Origin of the sequence: Candidatus Hydrogenedens sp. (assembly GCA_035378955.1) — a bacterium.
Taxonomy (GTDB): domain Bacteria; phylum Hydrogenedentota; class Hydrogenedentia; order Hydrogenedentales; family Hydrogenedentaceae; genus Hydrogenedens.
The window spans coordinates 26,891-46,519 of record DAOSUS010000013.1 but is presented as its reverse complement, the minus strand read 5'-3'; the positions used below and the strand labels follow the sequence as shown (position 1 = coordinate 46,519).

Sequence of the window (19,629 nt, the reverse complement as noted above, 5' to 3'; positions counted from 1 at the left end):
TAATCAATACGAAACTATATGCAGAAATATTCATTCAATTAGACCTAAATACTTCCCTAACCAATAAGGGAATAAATAGAAGGTAGCAGCTCTTTCTGTTCTTCCGCCATCTCCTTGAACTGCTTCCCAACGATTTTTGTCCCAGCGAATTACCGCTGTTTCTCCCGGCGGAAGGAGTCGGGATGTTTGTATTACTTCCAAAATTGATTCGCGAACAAGGCGAATATCTTCCCGAAACCTGTTATCTACTGTCCAATTAATAAGGTCATAAGGAATTTCTCTTAATGTTTTTACGGACATTTCCAAATTTGGGTCATTTCCCATACACCAGGCATAAATAAAATTAAACAATGGGCTATCCTCATTTTCTATACCCTTATACCAATGCTGAATACTATCTCGATAAATCTTTAACCACTGTTCATCTTCTTCATATCGGAACAAAGACGGATAGGTAAAGGCTAACAATTCATCATCTATATGAGTTCGAGAAGAAGGACCATAATTTTTGGCCTTTTTTATAAGAGAAGCGTAATCTTCCTCTATCAACAAGTGCTCATATTCCTTTTGATACTTTTCGTTGCCTGTAATATGGTATGAAGTCTTCAGATAAGATAAAATTTCTAATGCATTAATTCCCCTTTCATTTGCCCAATCGGGGTCATGTTTAAGTTGTTCGGGAGCCCATACACCCCAACGAGTATGTGTTCCATCAATATCTTTAAGGACAAATCCGTCAGCAATGATTTTATCCATTACACGAGAAACAAGGGCTTTTAGTAATTGTTTATCTTCTTCGTCCGCACACAAATCATAATAAATTGCCCACCCAAAGAAATGAGCCGTAATTTCATCACTACTTGTGTCTCCTTTCCAGAGCCATTTTCCATCTCGGGATTTACGCCAGCGAATCTCAACAGGTTTGTATCTGGGGTCTAATACTCTCATCATTGCTTTTCTTTGTGGGCTTATTTCCTCATTAGGGTCATTAACTTGTGTCCAATCCGCAGGGACTACTGTCCTTGCAATAAAACCCGGCAATTCTGTTACTTCTTCCAGAAATAAAATGGCTTTAAAAATCTGTTTTGCTCGTTGTCGGACTTCCTCATCTTTCGTAACTGCATATCGAAGAGCTAGACTGGCAAGATACATGTTTGTATAACCACCATCATTATCATCATCCAGAGGTTCCCAGGTCGAAAGGTCACCGGGAACGCGCAATTTACAATGTTCTACAATACCCGGCTCCCTTGTATGTCTTTCCTGTGTTATCTTTTCAAAGTAATTCGCCTTATCGGCTAATGTTTTTTTCTGTACTGATAACTGACTTACGCCCTTAACGGTACTGATGTAGACTACATCCTTATCCATAAAAATATCACGGACATTATCATCTAATAACCATCGTTTACTCCGAAAAACCAATTTATTTTTATTATCCCCATTCGGGAAACATACCAAACCATTATTGGTTCCAATCCATACTTTGTCAGAAATATTATCATATACAATTTTTGTAATTGTTGCTCCGGGAAAATCTGTATGCGTGTATTTTCTTACTACCCTACCATTTTTTAAAACAGTAATACCACCTAATCCTCCTGTCCAGATTTCATCGTCTTTTACGACACATACCGTAAGCAAATTATTAGAAATCAGTTCTTTTTCCGGGTCTCCTTCATCAAATAAGTCTTCTTTGTGTTTATAGTGTCTTATTTCCTTTCCATCATTTATACGAATTAAGCCTCCTTCCGTAGCCATCCAGATATTCTCCTCATTATCAACAGCAATATCCCGAATACTTCGGGGAAATATTAACTCTATTTTTTCCCACTGTCCATCTCCGTCATTTATCCAGATTCCTTCCGGACTTCCAGCAATAATTTTTTCTCCTGTAATTTTTATTACTGAAATTGGAATATCACCGACATCTGCAATTCGTTCCATTTTCTCATTTTCAATAAAATATAACCCATTCCATGCACCTAAATAAATTTTCCCTTTTGAATCCACTTCCATATCAAAAATATGCCCATTTTCTATAACATTGTCTGGAACATTTTCCCAATTGGGACTATTTAAAGATAAGATTTGGAATAATCCTTTTTCTGTCCCCAGATATAAGACTATGTTTTCTTCTTCTTTCTTAATGCATATAGGTAAGAAAGCCGAGTCGGTATAAAGATTTGTATCCTTTAAGGGGAATGGATTATGAAAATAATGTTCATAGGGGACATCGGGTATTCCCTGCCCTACTATATGTAACAAACAACAAAAAAATAAACTTAAAGGGAAACTCATACGAACTCCTCATCATGCTTTGTTTATTCGTAAATGTTCATTATAATGAAATTAGATTCTGGTAAGCACAATTAAGTTTCTAAAAGAAAAAAATACATAAATACCTTTTAAAATGTACTATCCTTTATATAAGTAGTTATTAGGTATAATGTTTTTATTATATTAATTATTTTGAAGTTTTATTTTTGTTTTTATTGCTTTTATAGTAAATAATCCTGAAATTTTGTTATGATATATGACACAAAAAACAAATAAACAATGTCTATTCCAGACAAAACATGAGTGATTAAAGGTAATGGGTAGATTTTCTATTTTCATAATAATTCTATATGGGTTGTTGGCTCCGATTTCTTCTGCGGAACCACTCAGTTTTACAGATGCCGTAGCAAAAATGGAAGCAAACAATCCTGCTCTTTCCTCTGCAGATGAGGAAATTCGCCAAAAGGAAGAGGAATTGAAATCTGCGAAAGGACTTCGCTATCCGAAAGGGGAATTGGAAATAAAGCAAACCTTTTTAGATTCCCCTATTGACATAAGCATAGACCCGATACCTTTTTCTTATGAAGTCCAGGAAAAACAATTTACTAAGGGACAAATTAAATTGAGTTTGCCTGTTTACACAGGGGGGCGTATTTCAGCCGCCAATGAAGTTTCTAAACATCGTAAAACAGAGGCGACAGCACAAAAGGAATGGACTCGATTTCAGTTACTAACAGAACTTGCTCAGCGGTATTATGGGTTGGTGCTTGCAAAACAGAATTATAAAGTTCAAACATTAAAAAGAGAACTGATGGAAAAACATGTAGACCGAGCAGAACGGCTATTCCGTGAAGGAATTATTGCAAAAGTAGAATTACTTCATGCTCAAGTCGAATTGGCAAAAGCAAAGCAGGAAGAAGATGCGGCACAAAGAGACATTTCTATAATCCAGGAAGGTCTCATTAATATCCTTTTTGAAAACAATCTATGGGAACCCAATTCCGAATTATTCCTCTTAAACAGTGACCCGCCTATTGACACATTTAAAGAGAGCTTGAACGAAACACATCCCGCTATATCCATTATATCTTCAAAGGTTGAACAAGCCAATGCAGGTGTTAAGGCGGAAAAAGGAGCAAACCGCCCTACGGTGTATCTTTTTGGTATGCATGAAATTTTTGAAGATGATTTAACCTTATTAGACCCAACCTGGGCTGTAGGAATTGGTCTGAATTACACATTTTTTGATGGTTTTCAAGGGAAGCATAAAACCGCTTCGGCAAAGGCATTGGTCCGCAAAGCGGAATATATGCGAGTAAAGGTAAAAAAAGACTTAGAAAGTCTTGTTGTTAAAAGATATGAAGAGATGAAAAAAGCACGGGAACAGTGGGAAAGTTTTGATACCACATTACAGTTAACGGCGGAGAACTTGCGTGTTCGAACTAAAGCCTTTGAAGAAGGTGTTAGCACTTCTATTGAGGTTGTAGATGCTGTGTATCAACATTCCCGTGCACAACTGGGACGGCTTAAATCCGCTTATGATTACGATGTTGCCTTATTTCAACTATTGGAGGCAAGTGGGCAATCGTCCCGTTGGCAGGAGTTTATGAATCAGATTCAGATTGTAGAAGCCAATGAGGAAAAAACTCCTTCGCAACCGTAAATTAGTAATTACATTATCGTTAATTATACTCAGAAGGGATGTAAAAAAATGCGTCATCCAAGATTAGTGGCTTTCTTTATTTTCATGATAAGCCTTTTTGTAGTTTCCTTTCTCTCTTACATTTTCATTCAGCCCCAACCTTTTTACCTTCAGGGAGAAGTCGAGACCGACAAGATAAATGTTTCTGCCAAAGTTCCAGGACGCGTGCTTGAAATTATTGCAGAAGAGGGACAGCGTGTTAAAAAGGGGGATACAGTTGCTATTTTAGACCGTCCTCAATTGGAAGCAAAGAAGAAGCAGGCAGAAAGTGCTCAAAAAGCAGCACAGGCACAGTTTGAGAAAGCCGAAAAAGGAGCCCGAGAAGAACAAATCCGTATGGCATATAATCAATGGCTTCAAGCACAGGCAGGAAAAGAGTTGGCAGAAAAAAGTTTTCAAAGGATACAAAAATTATTTGAAGAAGGAGTTGTTCCTGCTCAAAAGCGAGATGAAGTAGAGGCACAATATAAAATGGCGTGCCGTCTGGAAGCAACTGCAAAAGCTCAGTATGACATGGCTATTAATGGCACACGAGAGGAAGACAAAAAAGCGGCAGAGGCATTGGTTCAACAAGCCTCCGGTGCTGTGCAAGAAGTAGAATCGTTAATCGATGAAGTTCATGTTACTGCCCCTATTGATGGAGAAATATTAGAACATATTGTTTACCCCGGCGAAATTGCTTCTGCGGGTATGCCCATTGTAACGATGTTAAATCCCGATAAAATCTGGATTACCTTTAATATTCGGGAAGACCAGATGAATGGATTACACATTGGACAGGTCATTGCGGGAATGATTCCTGCGTTAAATCGTCGCGTTCTCGAAATGGAGATATATTACATATCCCCATTAGGTGAGTTTGCCACATGGCGTGCCACCAGTGCTTCAGGAGGATTTGATTTACGAACCTTTGAAGTTCGTGCCAAACCCCTACAAAAGCCAGAGGGACTTCGCCCTGGAATGAGTATCGTTGTTCCATGGGAACGCCCTGATAAAGAAGCCGATTGGGTAATTTTTATTCGTGGAAAAATTGATAATCTAATAAAAAGATTTGTTTCCAGAAGGGGAAGTTCTTAATGGCTACCTCCCTGATGAGAGTTTTACGAAGGGAACTCCATATCATCGCCCATAGCCCTTTCTATTATCTTTTTACCTTCGTTTTACCCATTATCAGTTTTCTGATTATGTATTCGATTTTCTATCAGGAAATACCACGAGATTTACCTGTAGTTATTTGCAATAGAGATAATTCCGATTTAGCCCGACAGATTATTCGTTCTACAGAAGCATCTCCTTCCCTTAGCGTTGGGCTTATCACTCCCAATTTCAATGAAGGGACCCAATGGCTCCGTGAGGGAAGAGCCTATGCTTTACTCTATATCCCCGATGATTTAGAACAAAAATTGAAAGGAGATAAAAACGAGGCTGTTGTTGCATACTACAATAATCAATGGATGTTAACCAGCAGTCTTATTAGCCGTTCTTTACGCGAAGTTGTCGGGAAAATTACCTATCAGGAGGAATTTCTCTTCCGTTCCCAACGAGGAGACCCGATAAAAAATATCCCCCAATATGCTACTCCCATTGCTCTGGATGCTCAACCTTTATACAATCCGAATTTAAATTACCGTTTTTTCCTATTGCCTGCCCTTTTACCAACTATGATGCAGGCATTTATTATCATGGTCATGATACGTGCATTTGGTTCCGAATTGAAACACGGAACTGTTAAAGAATTTATGGAAAAGGCAGGTGGAAATTACTGGATTGCAATTATAGGCAAATCCCTTCCCTATACCATTGGTTTCTCTATATTAACTCTTTTCATGCTCACATTATTGGTGTATGGAGCCAATGTGCCCTTTAATGGGAATTTAAGTTTTGTCATTGTTTCAAGTATATTATTTGTCCTTGCCTATCAAAGTATTGGTTTTGCCTTTGTATCTTTAACATCCAACTTACGAATGGCAAACAGTCTCGGTGGATTTTATGCGGGTCCGGCATTTGCTTTTGCGGGAATAACCTATCCTGTAATTGGAATGCCCTTGTTTGCAAAAGCATGGAGTTATTCTTTACCCATTACCCATTATTTAAAAATAATTTTAGAACAAGCCATTCGTGGTGTCCCCACATGGGTTTCTGTTCCAAACATGCTTATTCTTTTTGCTTTTTTCTTTTTTCCTCTTATACTTTTTGCTCCAAAGTGGGAACGGTTCGCTAAATGTCCGGAATATTGGGGAAAAATATGAAATACTTCTGGCAAATATTAAAAGAAGAATACATTGCTATTTTTAGTGACCCGGGCATTTTATTAATTATAATCGCAGGATTAGCAGTCTATACGATGGTTTATCCTTTACCTTATTCACGAGAAGTGTTAAAAGAAGTAGATGTTGTTGCTGTAGATAAAGATAACACTTCTCTTAGTAGAAAACTTTTACGATGGATAGATGCTACAGAGGAAGTAAATCTTATTTATCGTGTGTCTGACTTTTAAGAAGCAAAAAATCTTGTAATCTCGGGCAAAGCCAATGCCATCGTCGTTATCCCAGATGATTTTGAAAGGAAAATACTGACGCGTCAAAAATCCGTAGTGCAATTATTTGCAGATGCCGCCTATTTCCTTATATATCGGCAGGTTTTCACAGGGGTATATAAAGCCACCGCCACAATGTCTGCAGGAGTAGAAATTCGTCGCATGACGGCAGAAGGATTGACAGAACCCTATGCAAAGATGAAATGGAACATTTTAAATACGGATGTTCGTGCTTTATTCAATCCTGCAGGTGGATATGCTACTTATGTAGTCCCTGGGGTGCTTATACTGATATTGCAGCAAACATTACTTATTGGTATCGGCATATTGACTGGAACAAGGCAGGAACAGTATGAACCTTTACCCGTATCAGAAAAAACAAACAAACCTATCTTTTTCTGCATTATTCTGGCACGAGGTTTTGCCTATTTCAGCATGTATATTTTCTTCCCCTTATTTTATATTTCCGTAATCTATCGAGTTTACAATTTGCCTCAACTGGGCAACCTTTTTGAACTTATGATTTTCCTAATTCCGTATGTTTCTTCTATTATTTTTTTAGGCTTTTCCCTTTGCACTTTGTTTGTAAGCAGGGAAATTTCTATACCCGCCCTAATTTTCACATCAATGCCAGCAGTATTATTAATAGGTTTTGCATGGCCATTAGAAACCCTGCCTCAATGGTTGAGGATTGTCTCCCTTTTGTTTCCCAGCACGAGTGGTTCCGCAGGTTTTGTTCGTATGAACCAAATGGGTGCTTCTCTTTACGAAGTCCGCTGGGAATGGTTTACATTATGGGCATTAAATTTCCTTTATTTTACAACGGCATGGCTATCCTTCCGTCTTTATCACCATCGCATTCAAAGGAAACAACTCCCTTCTTTCTAATTCGTTTTTTTCGGATACTATTTCTGCAAGTATTTACCTTACCCCTCTTCTAATGTGAATATCAGAGGCAATGTCGTGTATTATCTTTAACAAAAAACAGAATTAACCAAATACTTGTTAGGATTGATGTTGTTAGAAGTAAGAATACGATTTAATAGGTTCGTTGTTATTTTTACCACAATAAGTTGTATTCTGTTGGTTTTATCCTTTTCTACTTATGCTCAAACAGGCACAATACGGGCAGAATTACAACCCGGTATTACAATAGTTTGTAGACCTTCTTACCAGATTTTTCTTGAATGTTCTATATCACATGGCAAATCTATCAATCAAACTTTAAGTTCCGTATTATCAGACCCAACGGAAGTCCAAAAGTATAAAAATCTTCGTGCTGTTGCTATTCCATTAAACAGAGTTCGCACATCATTATACCTCCAGATTTTCATGTTAATATTTAATCAGGACAATATAACCCCAGAAGGCTGGAGACATACAGTTCCACAGGGCTATCGGTTGGATGATAATGCAATTAATTTATGGATAATAGCACTCTCAGGTGATACTACAAAAAAAGTAGATATAATGAAACACCCTAAAAATTCAGGGAAAAAATTACCTTTATCAGGAGGTAATCAAATATTTTTTCCGTCATCTATTTTTAGTCCTGAGTTAAAGGAACAATTAACTAAAAAAGCAAGAACAGCTGAAGAAACAGAACAAAATCCTTTAGAACCGATGGATGCCATTGATGAGGATTGGGGAGATATCAAAACATCCACTAACGGAACTGTTCTTTCAAAAGAACTCCAATATGGCAAGGACACCTTAGGGGAATATGCTACTTACAAATTAAAGGCAGGTGAAACAATATATTCCGTTATTGTCCGATTTACAGATTATACAGATCATGCTGATATATTAAAAGTATGCGAAGTTGTTAAGAAACGGAATAAGATTAGTAATGAACGCACAGTTAAACCCGGCACAATGATTAAAATTCCTTTAGATATGCTTAGTGATATATACCTGCCCAGTGGGAAAGAAGAGCGACGCATCGCAGATGAAGTAAAAAAAGAAGTTGAGCAAATTAAAAGGACGAAAAAAACTACTGGAACCACAAATACTCTCAAAGGGGTGGTCGTTATTATTGACCCGGGACATGGAGGTAGAGACCACGGAGCACCGAGATACAAGGAAAAAATATTGGAAGATGAGATTAATTACGATATTGCTTGTCGTTTGAAGGAATACCTTGAACAAAAGACACAAGCCCGAGTTTATGTTACACTCAAAGATGAAAGCCAAAATTATACACCTTCTATGAATAAAACCTTTACCCACGATACAGATGAATATATTCTGGTAACTCCTCCACATAATCCTCAAGATTCCGTATCATCCGCCCATTTACGATGGCTACTGGCAAATAGCATTATTCGTAAAGAAAAAAAAGCAAAAATTCCACGTGAAAAGATGATTTTCATTAGTATCCATTGCGATGCTACATACAAGTCCTCTATACGAGGATTAATGGTATATATTCCCGGTGCAAACTATTATCGAGGAATTGAAAAACTTCCCAAATTTGGGGATGATGTCAATTATTCTATCTATAAAGAATGGCAAGAAAATCAACCGAAGACATATACAATAAATGAGCGAATTAATTCAGAAGCCCGCTCCAGACTTTTTGCACAAATACTAATTAAAACTGCTCAAAAAAACCATATTACGGTTCATTCAAATGGTTCTGCTATTCGAAATATAATCCGAAGGACAAAATACAATGCTTATGTTCCTGCTGTCCTTCGAAACACCGATATTTCAACAAAAGTTTTGGTTGAATGTGCTAATCTGGCAGACCCTTCTGATTTACAAAATGTAGCCGACCCCAAATGGCGCCAAAAAATGGCAGAAACCATAGCAGAAGCATTGTCTACTTATTTTGATAATTAAAACTCCTCCAGATATTACTATTCCTATTTGTTATAATAATTTCTGAATATGGAATAAGGAATTGAACTTATGGAAAAAAGCAGTCAATCCAATACTCCTACAACAAATAAAAAATGGGCAGTAATTATGGCAGGAGGAATTGGCGAACGATTTTGGCCATTATCTACATCAGAACACCCAAAGCAATTATTACCCTTAGGGAATAATAATAATATTCTGCTAAAAGATGCTATAGAACGAATTCTCCCTATAGTTCCACAAGACAATATCTGGCTGGCAACCTCCGAAGAACTTAAATCTATTTTTATTCCATTACATCTATTATCAGAAGAACAAATTATCGCGGAACCATATCGCAAAAACACAGCAGGTTGTTTGTCTTATATCACGGCTCACCTTCTCGCCAAATACGGGGAATTCGCAAAAGATATTACAATAGCTGTACTTACTGCAGACCAGTTGATAGAACCTATGGACGCTTTTGTAAAAGCAGTTTCCCGCATAATGGATTATGTAGCCGAGAAGAATACACTGGGAGTTATTGGCATTCCTCCCTCCCGACCTGAAATAGGTTTCGGATACATTGAAGCAGGAAATATATTATGTGATGATAAAGATATTCCTATATATTCTGTAAAAAAATTTCATGAAAAGCCCAACGAACAAGTCGCAAATGAGTATCTCAAAGCAGGTACTTATTTCTGGAATAGTGGTATGTTCTTCTGGAAAGTACAGACCTTTCTGGAAGAAATAAAAAAGGCAAATCCCGTTTATTGGGATGCCATTATAGAAATGTCCGAGGAAATAAAGCATAATAATATGGATAAATTATATACTATCTTTCAGGATTTGCCCAATATATCTATTGACTACGCCCTGATGGAACAAAGTAAAAACATCGTGATGGTAAAAGGGAATTTTCACTGGGATGATTTAGGTTCATGGACTTCATTGGAACGAATTATGCCCAGAGATGAAAATGGAAATGTAACTCATGGAAATACTGTTTCACTACGAACAGTCAACTCTATCCTTTATAACGACAATTCTCTTCCTATTACTATTGTATCTGCAGGAGTAGAAAATCTTGTTATAGCTGTAGCCCATAATGTTATATTGGTAATGGACAAAAAAGAAGCCCCAAACTTAAAAGAGGTTCTGGGAGAAGTTGAAAAATATCGTCATCAAAAGGGAAAAAATTAACAAATCAAAATATAAAAATAGGATAATTTATGTTTCCATTACGAGATGTCAATCCACGACGGGGATTTCCATTTGTTGTTGTGCTAATAATTATCTTTAACACCCTCGTATTCTTTCAATATTTTGATTTGCCCGAAAAGAAAGTGGAATTGATATTTCAGTTTTTTGGCATTGTCCCTGCACATATTCGTTTGATTACTCTTATTACCCATCAATTCCTGCATGGTGGATTATTGCATCTCGTTTCTAATATGTGGGCATTATGGATTTTTGGAGACAACATTGAAGATAGATTAGGACACCTCCGATTTTTACTTTTCTACATCCTTTGCGGAGTATTTGCTGGAACAATTCATGCTATAACCCAATCGGGTTCGGAAGTCCCTTGCGTAGGTGCTTCCGGTGCCATTTCTGGAATACTCGGCGTCTATACGGTTTTATACCCCAGAGCCCGAATATTATGTGTTATTCCAATTATCATTTACCCCTATTTTGTAGAAATGCCCGCACTGTTATTCGGAGGCTTTTGGTTTATATTACAACTTCTCAATGGACTGGTAGTTATGGCAAGTTCGGAAGATGTTGCAGGGGTCGCATGGTGGGCACATATTGGCGGATTTTTTACGGGCATATTCCTATTACCCTTCTTTTACAGACAAGAACCTCCGCACAAAAGCCCTCCCGATATAATAGACACATAACCTAAATCTTAATAATCTTCATTCTTTTATCAGTCACCCCAGTATTTTTTCTCTTATCTTAATAACTATATATCACCTATGGTATACATAGGGTTTACGAGTTTTACTTTTTTTACATAATCATGGTATAATTTGTTGTTCCGTTTTTGGTTCAATTCATTAATGCCTTTCGCCTTACAACGAGAAGGATTTTTATCGTTGAATATATCAAATAATGAATTAGTTTTTGGTTTACAACAGTTATTTCAAAAATACCCCGCCAAACGCAGTAGCATTATCCCATTGCTTCAGGAGGTGCAGGAACATTATGGCTATGTTTCTTCTCCTGCGGTAGATGCAATGGCAGAATATTTAGGAGTATCTGCCTCGGAAATCTATGGGGTAGCATCGTTTTATACGCAGTTCAAATTCACACCGCCGGGTAAATATGTTATCCAGATATGTCAGGGGACAGCGTGTCATGTACGTGCTTCTTCTATTGTTTTAGAGGCACTGCGTGAAGAATTAAACATAGAACCGGGACATACCACAGCAGATGGTTTGTTTACATTAGAACGGGTTGCTTGTGTCGGTTGCTGTGCATTAGCCCCTGTAATGGCTGTTAATGGCAAGGTTTATGCTCAAATGACACAAGAAAAGGTTCGTGAAGTAATTAAAGAATATCGACAGAAAGAAGATACTAAAACAGGTGTTGAACAATGATAGCAAATGATACTATGGAAATTTTATATGAACGGGCACAGGAAGAATGGGGAAAAATAGAAAATAACACACTTCCTGTGGTTTATGTAGGTGCTGCAACCTGTGGTAGAGCCGCAGGTGCCCTTGAAACCGAAGAAATTATAAAAAAACTTTTGATACAGAATAAAAAATATGCAATGTTTGTTGAAGTGGGCTGTATGGGTCCCTGTGTATTAGAACCCATTATTATGGTTCAACCTCCGAATGGAATTCCTATATGTTATGGTCCTATAAAGCCTGAAAATGCTGAAGAGTTTGTAACTCGGATTTTTTTAGAAGAAGGGGTATGGGAAGAAAAACTTATCGGGGTAATGAGCACCGACGAATTTCGGGGATTACCTCCGATTACAAGACATCCCATGTTAGCACACCAGGTGCGTAATATACTTCGCAATTGTGGATTGATTGACCCGGAAAATTTCTACCATTATTTAGCCCAAAATGGCTATCGTGGTTTCCTAAAAGCGTTAAATATAGGTGCGGATGCAGTGCTGGAAGAGGTAAAAAAATCGGGTTTGCGGGGCCGTGGAGGAGCCGGTTTCTTCACATGGAAAAAATGGTCGTATGCACGAAATACACCCGCCGACGAGAAGTATCTCATTTGTAATGCGGATGAAGGAGACCCCGGGGCTTTCATGAACCGTTCGGTGCTGGAAGGTGATCCCCATTCTGTATTGGAGGGAATGTTAATAGCAGGTTATACCATCGGTGCTCGCTATGGATATGTGTATTGTCGTGCGGAATATCCTCTGGCAATACGACGATTAGAGATTGCCATCCAACAACTGTATGAACACGGATTATTAGGAGAAAACATATTAGGGAGTGGTTTCTCCTTCGACATCACTATAAAAAAAGGAGCGGGTGCCTTCGTATGTGGCGAAGAAACGGCTCTGATTGCGTCCATCGAGGGAAATCGTGGAATGCCCCGTCCGCGTCCTCCATTCCCGGCTATCAGCGGACTCTGGGATAAGCCCACCATTATACAGAATGTAGAAACTTTAGCGAATTTGCCTTTGATTCTCCATCGAGGTGCCGATTGGTATGTGCAGTATGGTAATGAAAACAGTAAAGGGACAAAAACCTTTGCTTTAGCAGGAAAAATTAAACGGACAGGATTGGTCGAAATTCCCTTAGGCATTCCTCTGCGGAAGGTAATATTTGAAGTTGGTGGAGGCATCTTAAATGATAAAGAAGTAAAAGCAGTCCAGACCGGAGGACCTTCAGGAGGATGTATTCCGGCGGAAATGTTAGACCTGCCTGTTGATTATGAATCCCTGACAAAAGCGGGTAGTATCATGGGTTCTGGCGGAATGATTGTCTTAGATGAAGACAATTGTATGGTAGACATTGCTCGCTATTTTCTTTCATTTACTCAGGCAGAGTCTTGCGGCAAATGCACCCCCTGTCGCGTCGGCACACGCGCTATGTTAGGCATCCTTGAGCGGATTTGCGCAGGTAAAGGAGAATTAACGGATATTATTCGTTTAGAAACACTTGCACAAACTATCAAACAAGGGTCCTTATGCGGATTAGGACAAACCGCCCCAAATCCCGTATTATCCACACTGCGGTATTTCAGACATGAATACGAAGAGCATATTAAAGCGAAAGAGTGTCGTGCTTTTGTTTGCAGTCCTCTTATCTCATATCACATAGACCCGGAGCGTTGCGTCGGTTGCACGATGTGTGCCAAGGCATGTCCGGTAAAAGTCATATCTGGCAAAAGGAAAGAAGTCCATGTGATTGACCAGGAAAAATGTATCCGTTGCGGTCAGTGTCTGCGGGTATGCCCTGCTATGTATTCAGCCGTATATCGGCGTAGCGGTTCTCGAGTTCGTTATGAACCTATTAAAGAAAGAAAGAAGAAAACAGATTAAAGTGTTATATATTAAAGAGGTGATTTGATTGTGAATGTAGTTATTGATGGAAAAACACTTGAAGGTCGAGCGGGTGAAACAATATTGGAATGTGCTTTACGACATGGAATATCTATTCCACATCTATGCACACATCCTGCTTTGCCACCTTTTGGTGCCTGCCGTATATGTATTGTAGAAGTGGAAGGTATGCGCGGTTATCCCACATCCTGTTCCACACCTATAGCCGAAGGGATGGTTATCCGCACACAAACAGAGGCACTGCGTCTATTACGCAGAAATATTTTGGGACTTATGATGTTAGAACATCCCAGTGCCTGCCTTGTATGCGAACGACGCGAACTGTGCGATAAATACCGTCCCAAATCGGAAAAAGTAGGAGCCACAACAGGTTGTCATACCTGCAACAACAAAGAAGTATGTGAAGTGCGTGAATTATCTGCAGATTTGGGTCTGGCAGAAATTATGGTCGCTCCTAAATATCATTATAAACCTATAGAGCGTTCTGAGCCTTTTATTGACCGAGACCTAAATCTATGTATCCTCTGCGGACGATGTGTCCGCGTTTGTAAATTACATCAAGGTAGGTCTGTTATTGATTTTGTTCATCGCAGTAGTCAAACCCATATTGGACAGGCATTTGGAAGAAACCTACATGAAGCAGGTTGTACTTTTTGTGGGTCATGTATAGATGTATGTCCTACAGGCACTTTATCAGACCGATATGCAAAGTGGTTTGGACGACCGGATATGAAGACCGAAACTACCTGCATCTATTGTGATGAAGCCTGTGCTTTAGCGGTATATGCGGTGAATAACAAATCTGTAATGGCAAAAGGAGTTTATGACCATCTGCCTATATGTGTTTTAGGACATTTCGCAATTCCTGAATTTTTGAATAGCCCCAATCGTCTTCGTACTCCACAAATACGCATTAATAAAGTATTGCGACCTGTAACATCTGAAGAAACCATACAGCGATGTGTCGAATTATTGAAAAATTATACAGGCAAATCATTTGCCTTTGTTTGTGATACATCTAGCACATTGGAAGATAGACATATATTTAAAAAATTTACACAGGAAATAATGCAATCTCCGTATTACTTTGAGATTGTACCGGACAAAAAAGGTTTTTCAAAACTTACAAACATTCCCGACGAAGTTAAAGCGGTTATTACCACAGGCTTATTCATCCCACAGGAATTCCGAAATAAATTCGATGTAGTTATCTCTTTGGACATCTTCCCTTCGGAATGGACAAAATCAGCGGATGTGGTATATCCAACGGCTGTCTTTGCTGAAGTTTCAGGGACAGTTCTGGATAGGAACAATCAGTTGCGACCTTTAATAAAAGCATGTAATCCACCGGGGGAAGCCATCCCCGAATGGAATATTATCCAACAAATAGCAAAAAACCTTTCATCAGAGACATGGAAGGAATATACCTCCGTCGAGGAAATATCTCGTGAGTTAGGTTTAGATACAGCCAAACTAAACCTTGACCGACAAACTGCACCACCAGCGTCTCAAAACTTAACGGAACGCCGCAAATGGTTCAAAGGACATAAGATAGAGGACTATGTAACCGGTTTAGTAGCCATAAGAAATTTTGAAGATGGCAAAGACCATAAAGAAGATACTTTGGTAGAAGAAGAAATTAAATTACCCGAGAAACTTCAACCATTTATGGTTTTATCCCGTAGGGAATTAGTTCCCAATACTTATGAATTTATTATCTATGCTCCTGCTATAGCAAAAAAGGCGCTACCCGGGCAATTCGTTATTGTTATGGTTGATGAAAACTCAGAACGCATTCCTTATACATTGAGCGATTGGGATGAGGAAAAAGGGACTATAACATTAGTCATCCAGGAAAAGGGATTGTCCAGCCGAAAAATGATTTCTGTATCCAAAGGTAAATGTCTTGCCCATGTTGTGGGACCTTTAGGCACTGCATTTGAAGTTCAGCATTATGGAACCGTTGCCATATTAGGGGGATGTTACGGTATTGGTGCTGTGGTTCGTTTATCGCGTTCATTACGCGAACAAGGAAATAAAGTTATAGTAATCTCTGAAGCACGAAGCCATTATCTTGCATACTACGAAAAGGAACTTTCCGCAGTCAGCGACCAATTTATTCAAACTACCATAGACGCATCCTTAGGCGAAAAGGGACATGCCATTGATGCATTAAAACGATTACTTCAAGCCGGCGAGAAGATAGATCTAATTGTCGCTGTAGGATGTCCTTTTATGATGATGATAACTGCGGAAGAGACCCGCAATACAGGTATCAAAGCAGTTTGTGCCTTAAACCCCATTATGTTAGATGGTACCGGCATGTGTGGTGCCTGTCGAATTAGTATCGGCGGTGAAACAAAATTTGCATGTGTTGATGGTCCTTTCTTTGATGCACACCAGGTTGATTGGGATGAGGTTCGCGACCGAAGAGAAGCCTACAGTGCCGAAGAAATTCAAGCCATAAGTTTCACCATGCCTTCTACAACCGTTCAGGGAGAACATCATCACCATCATTGTTCTTGTATGGAAAGAGGTTAATAGACCATGACACAATCCGAAAATTCTGAAATAAAGACACAAAACAACCCTTCGCAGGAAGCAAAACCTAAAAAGAAGGAAAAAGTTCCACGCCAACCCATACCGGAACAAGCACCGGAAGACCGTCGCTACAATTTTGAAGAAGTACCGTTTGGTTATACCCCGGAATTGGCTATGCTAGAAGCATCCCGATGTCTCGAATGTAAAAAACCCGGCTGTGTCGAGGGTTGTCCTGTTCATATTGATATTCCGGGTTTCATCCATCTCATCAAAGAGGGCAAATTCATTGAAGCGGCTCAGCGTATCAAACTCCAAAATGCCCTTCCTGCAGTTTGTGGACGCGTATGCCCGCAGGAAGAACAATGCGAAAGCAAATGTATATTAGGTGTCAAAGGTGAGCCGGTAGCCATCGGTAGGTTAGAACGGTTTTGTGCAGATTTCGAACGAGCCAGTGGACAGGTGCAACTGCCTGAAATTCCACCCAAAACGGGTAAACGCGTAGCCGTAATCGGTGCAGGTCCCGCAGGACTTACTGTAGCCGGCGACCTTATTAAATTAGGGTATGAGGTTACTGTTTTTGAAGCCTTACACGAACCCGGTGGCGTGCTTATGTATGGTATACCCGAATTTCGTCTTCCTAAAGAAATCGTCCGTGCGGAAGTGGAATATCTCAAACGATTGGGTGTCGAATTTGTAATGGATTTCGTCATTGGACGGAACTGCACAATCCGCGAATTGTTTGATGAAGAAGGTTATCATGCGGTATTTATCGGAACAGGAGCAGGTCTCCCTTCTTTTATGGGTATTCCTGGTGAAAATTTGGTAGGTGTCTATTCTGCAAACGAATATCTTACCCGTTCTAATCTTATGAAAGCTTACCTCTTCCCGAAATACGATACACCTCCTATCAAACGGAATAAAGTTGCTGTGATTGGTGGTGGCAATGTGGCTATGGACTCAGCACGCACTGCTTTGCGTCTGGGCGGAGATGTAAGTATCGTCTATCGTCGTGCCCGTGAACAAATGCCCGCCCGTGCTGAAGAAATTCATCATGCCGAAGAAGAAGGGGTAAAAATGCTCCTTTTAAATAATCCTGTCCGTATCCTTGGCGATGAACGCCATCGTGTTGTCGGAATGGAATGTATCCGAATGGAATTGGGTGAACCGGATGCTTCTGGCAGACGCAGACCTGTCCCTATTAAAGGGTCTGAGTTTATTATGGAAGTAGACACGGTCATCATTGCTATTGGCAATCAACCCAATCCTCTCATCCCTAAATCTATGCCTGAATTACAAACTACCAAACACGGCACTATTGTCGTAGACCCAGAAACAATGGAAACCTCCGTTCCTGGCATTTTCGCAGGGGGCGATATAGTTTCTGGCGCCGCAACTGTAATCAGCGCTATGGGACAGGCAAAAACTGCTGCCGTATCCATTCATCGTTATCTCTCTGGCGAACCTCTTAAAAAATCACAATAGATAGTCAGATAGATTGGACGCATCAAATAAGTCGGGCCTGCCAGATACTTCCGACAGACCCGAACAATTTAAGGAGAGGTGCTACAAATTTATTTATGCTTCCATCGGTATCATAGGATTGGCTTGTGACGGAGAGTGAATAACTTTTATACCATACATCTGACAGAAGTTTTTCACATCTCTGCGATGATTGCCATAAAATACAACCTGATGGAAACCTAATGTATCTTTGGCTTCTTCAATGTAATCCATTTTCAAGGAAAAATGCGTTCTACAACCACCGGCGGGGGGTGTATCAATGTTTGCGGTTACAGTTCCATTGTCTAAAATAAGTTCATTGGGATTTTGCAATCGAACCAATGTCGCTGCTTGCCCTATCTTCCACAATACTTGTAAGGACACACCTAAAGCCGACTCGGAATGGGAACGGATGATAAATGGTTCGGAAGGTTTATCAAATCCATTTAGTTTTGTTCCACAGACACAATGGGCTGTAATGAGTTCATTCTTGATTGTTTCGGGAACAGGGTCATTCATAAAACCGGGCTTATCGAAAAGATAACTGGTTAACATTAATGACATAGCACCATAGACATCTGCCTCACAGCCATAAGTTACACCCTCATCCTGAAAGATACAAGCACCTAAACACGGAGGTGTCGGCACCGTTTTCATGGTAACCATCCCTAAGCAATCGGTTGTTATCGCATTCGCATCTTCCATACGCAACAAATGTTTCGCCGCGACATAACTTCGAGCCGCATTTATCATATCTTCATCCGTAGGTTCTACAACTTTCTGGGCTTTCTTTTTCATACTTTCTGCAACTTCTTTTACTTCTTCTGTTATCGGAACACGCTCAAACATTTTCTCCATCATATCTCGAGGTACATGCCGAATCTTTGTCCCATAACGCTCAATCACTTCATCTTTTCGTTCTTTTCCATGCACCACCAGTATGCGGGACATCTCAAATTGTTTCTTAGCACGCACCATACGCATAGCTTGTTCAAGGCAACTTGTATCTAATGTAGATAACAAGCATACTCCCTCCCTACGGGCAAATTCATGAACCTGTGTCGTAAATACAGTGCCCAATGGAGCCCAAACAATCATTGGAACCTTAGCACTACGGATTTTATCTACCCTACCCCATTCATTTAAATGCTGAACATGAACAAGAATGGCCTCCGGTTTCTCCGTTGACATTTGATTAATAAATTTCTCCAATGCAGTATCATCTTCAATAGGGTCAGGTAGCATTTCAAACTGAACGCCGACTTTGTTGGCTGAATTGATAAAAGCCTGTTCAAATTGCTTTCTCATTCCTTCTACATCATACGAGGTCCCGGGCCAGCCTAACCAATATGGAGGTTTCTCGCGAACAACCACACCGACAATACGAACAGCAGGTTTAGGACGGAAATCTCCTAAATTTATAGGTTGTTTCAATTCACTTTCTGTTGGGAATTCCATTTGTGCGGATGTGATTAAAGGTATCGTCAAACCTGCGGCAGCAGTTGAAGCAAGAAAACATCTGCGGGAAATACCGCAGCAACTGCAAGTAGATGAGTGTGTGTGTTTAGAATTCATAACAAATCCTCCTTATATACTTTAGGTTTTTAATTGTGATATTATATTTTCACTTCATGTAAAATAGATTACCACAATATAAGTCAAAATTAAAACTGTAAATTA

The 19,629-nt window shown here is 39.5% G+C and carries 13 protein-coding genes and 1 pseudogene; 12 read left to right on the top strand and 2 right to left on the bottom strand.

The genetic code is table 11. From position 1 onward, the window contains the following. Positions 1-30 precede the first annotated feature (30 nt). Entirely contained in the window at positions 31-2,301 is a 2,271-nt protein-coding gene (locus tag PLA12_04635; GenBank protein HOQ31784.1) for a hypothetical protein, read from the bottom strand. 295 nt (positions 2,302-2,596) lie between these two features. Here PLA12_04635 and PLA12_04630 point away from each other — a divergent pair, with 295 nt between their 5' ends. The 12 genes and pseudogenes from PLA12_04630 (at position 2,597) to gltA (ending at position 17,931) form a co-directional block, all read left to right on the top strand. Next, a complete protein-coding gene (locus PLA12_04630) occupies positions 2,597-3,943 on the top strand; it encodes a TolC family protein (GenBank protein ID HOQ31783.1) in 1,347 nt (448 codons plus the stop codon). 48 nt (positions 3,944-3,991) lie between these two features. Beyond that, positions 3,992-5,059 (top strand): efflux RND transporter periplasmic adaptor subunit, encoded by a 1,068-nt coding sequence (locus PLA12_04625; protein ID HOQ31782.1) that lies wholly within the window; start codon positions 3,992-3,994, stop codon positions 5,057-5,059. Continuing rightward, positions 5,059-6,231: an ABC transporter permease gene (locus PLA12_04620; protein ID HOQ31781.1), complete on the top strand. Its 1,173-nt coding sequence runs from the start codon at positions 5,059-5,061 to the stop codon at positions 6,229-6,231. The genes PLA12_04625 and PLA12_04620 overlap by 1 nt, the downstream gene beginning before the upstream one ends. Further along, positions 6,228-6,479, top strand: a complete 252-nt coding sequence (locus PLA12_04615) for a hypothetical protein (GenBank protein HOQ31780.1) — start codon at positions 6,228-6,230, stop codon at positions 6,477-6,479. Before PLA12_04620 ends, PLA12_04615 begins: the two co-directional genes overlap by 4 nt. A gap of 15 nt (positions 6,480-6,494) precedes the next feature. Beyond that, positions 6,495-7,406 (top strand): annotated as a pseudogene (locus tag PLA12_04610) (ABC transporter permease). A gap of 126 nt (positions 7,407-7,532) precedes the next feature. Beyond that, positions 7,533-9,362 (top strand): N-acetylmuramoyl-L-alanine amidase, encoded by a 1,830-nt coding sequence (locus PLA12_04605; GenBank protein HOQ31779.1) that lies wholly within the window; start codon positions 7,533-7,535, stop codon positions 9,360-9,362. A 69-nt stretch (positions 9,363-9,431) separates the two neighbouring features. Then, a complete protein-coding gene (locus PLA12_04600) occupies positions 9,432-10,565 on the top strand; it encodes a sugar phosphate nucleotidyltransferase (GenBank protein ID HOQ31778.1) in 1,134 nt (377 codons plus the stop codon). Between the two features lie 29 nt (positions 10,566-10,594). Then, entirely contained in the window at positions 10,595-11,266 is a 672-nt protein-coding gene (locus PLA12_04595; GenBank protein HOQ31777.1) for a rhomboid family intramembrane serine protease, read from the top strand. A gap of 198 nt (positions 11,267-11,464) precedes the next feature. Then, positions 11,465-11,968 (top strand): NADH-quinone oxidoreductase subunit NuoE, encoded by a 504-nt coding sequence (gene nuoE / locus PLA12_04590; GenBank protein HOQ31776.1) that lies wholly within the window; start codon positions 11,465-11,467, stop codon positions 11,966-11,968. Continuing rightward, entirely contained in the window at positions 11,965-13,887 is a 1,923-nt protein-coding gene (locus PLA12_04585) for an NADH-quinone oxidoreductase subunit NuoF (GenBank protein ID HOQ31775.1), read from the top strand. The genes nuoE and PLA12_04585 overlap by 4 nt, the downstream gene beginning before the upstream one ends. Before the next feature lie 30 nt (positions 13,888-13,917). Beyond that, the gene (locus PLA12_04580) at positions 13,918-16,449 is read left to right on the top strand and encodes a sulfide/dihydroorotate dehydrogenase-like FAD/NAD-binding protein (protein ID HOQ31774.1); all 2,532 of its coding nucleotides are present in this window, start codon (positions 13,918-13,920) and stop codon (positions 16,447-16,449) included. A gap of 6 nt (positions 16,450-16,455) precedes the next feature. Then, positions 16,456-17,931, top strand: coding sequence for an NADPH-dependent glutamate synthase (gene gltA, locus PLA12_04575; GenBank protein ID HOQ31773.1), 1,476 nt, complete (start codon positions 16,456-16,458; stop codon positions 17,929-17,931). A gap of 93 nt (positions 17,932-18,024) precedes the next feature. Here the strand turns inward: gltA and PLA12_04570 are convergent, their stop codons facing one another. Further along, a complete protein-coding gene (locus PLA12_04570; GenBank protein HOQ31772.1) occupies positions 18,025-19,524 on the bottom strand; it encodes a hypothetical protein in 1,500 nt (499 codons plus the stop codon). Positions 19,525-19,629: the final 105 nt, after the last annotated feature.

Coding starts and splice junctions, on each gene's coding strand:
- PLA12_04635 (HOQ31784.1), bottom strand. CDS start 2,301: ATGAGTTTCCCTTTAAGTTTATTTTTTTGTTGTTTGTTACATATAGTA.
- PLA12_04595 (HOQ31777.1), top strand. CDS start 10,595: ATGTTTCCATTACGAGATGTCAATCCACGACGGGGATTTCCATTTGTT.
- PLA12_04625 (HOQ31782.1), top strand. CDS start 3,992: ATGCGTCATCCAAGATTAGTGGCTTTCTTTATTTTCATGATAAGCCTT.
- gltA (HOQ31773.1), top strand. CDS start 16,456: ATGACACAATCCGAAAATTCTGAAATAAAGACACAAAACAACCCTTCG.
- PLA12_04615 (HOQ31780.1), top strand. CDS start 6,228: ATGAAATACTTCTGGCAAATATTAAAAGAAGAATACATTGCTATTTTT.
- PLA12_04630 (HOQ31783.1), top strand. CDS start 2,597: ATGGGTAGATTTTCTATTTTCATAATAATTCTATATGGGTTGTTGGCT.
- PLA12_04605 (HOQ31779.1), top strand. CDS start 7,533: ATGTTGTTAGAAGTAAGAATACGATTTAATAGGTTCGTTGTTATTTTT.
- PLA12_04620 (HOQ31781.1), top strand. CDS start 5,059: ATGGCTACCTCCCTGATGAGAGTTTTACGAAGGGAACTCCATATCATC.
- PLA12_04585 (HOQ31775.1), top strand. CDS start 11,965: ATGATAGCAAATGATACTATGGAAATTTTATATGAACGGGCACAGGAA.
- PLA12_04600 (HOQ31778.1), top strand. CDS start 9,432: ATGGAAAAAAGCAGTCAATCCAATACTCCTACAACAAATAAAAAATGG.
- PLA12_04570 (HOQ31772.1), bottom strand. CDS start 19,524: ATGAATTCTAAACACACACACTCATCTACTTGCAGTTGCTGCGGTATT.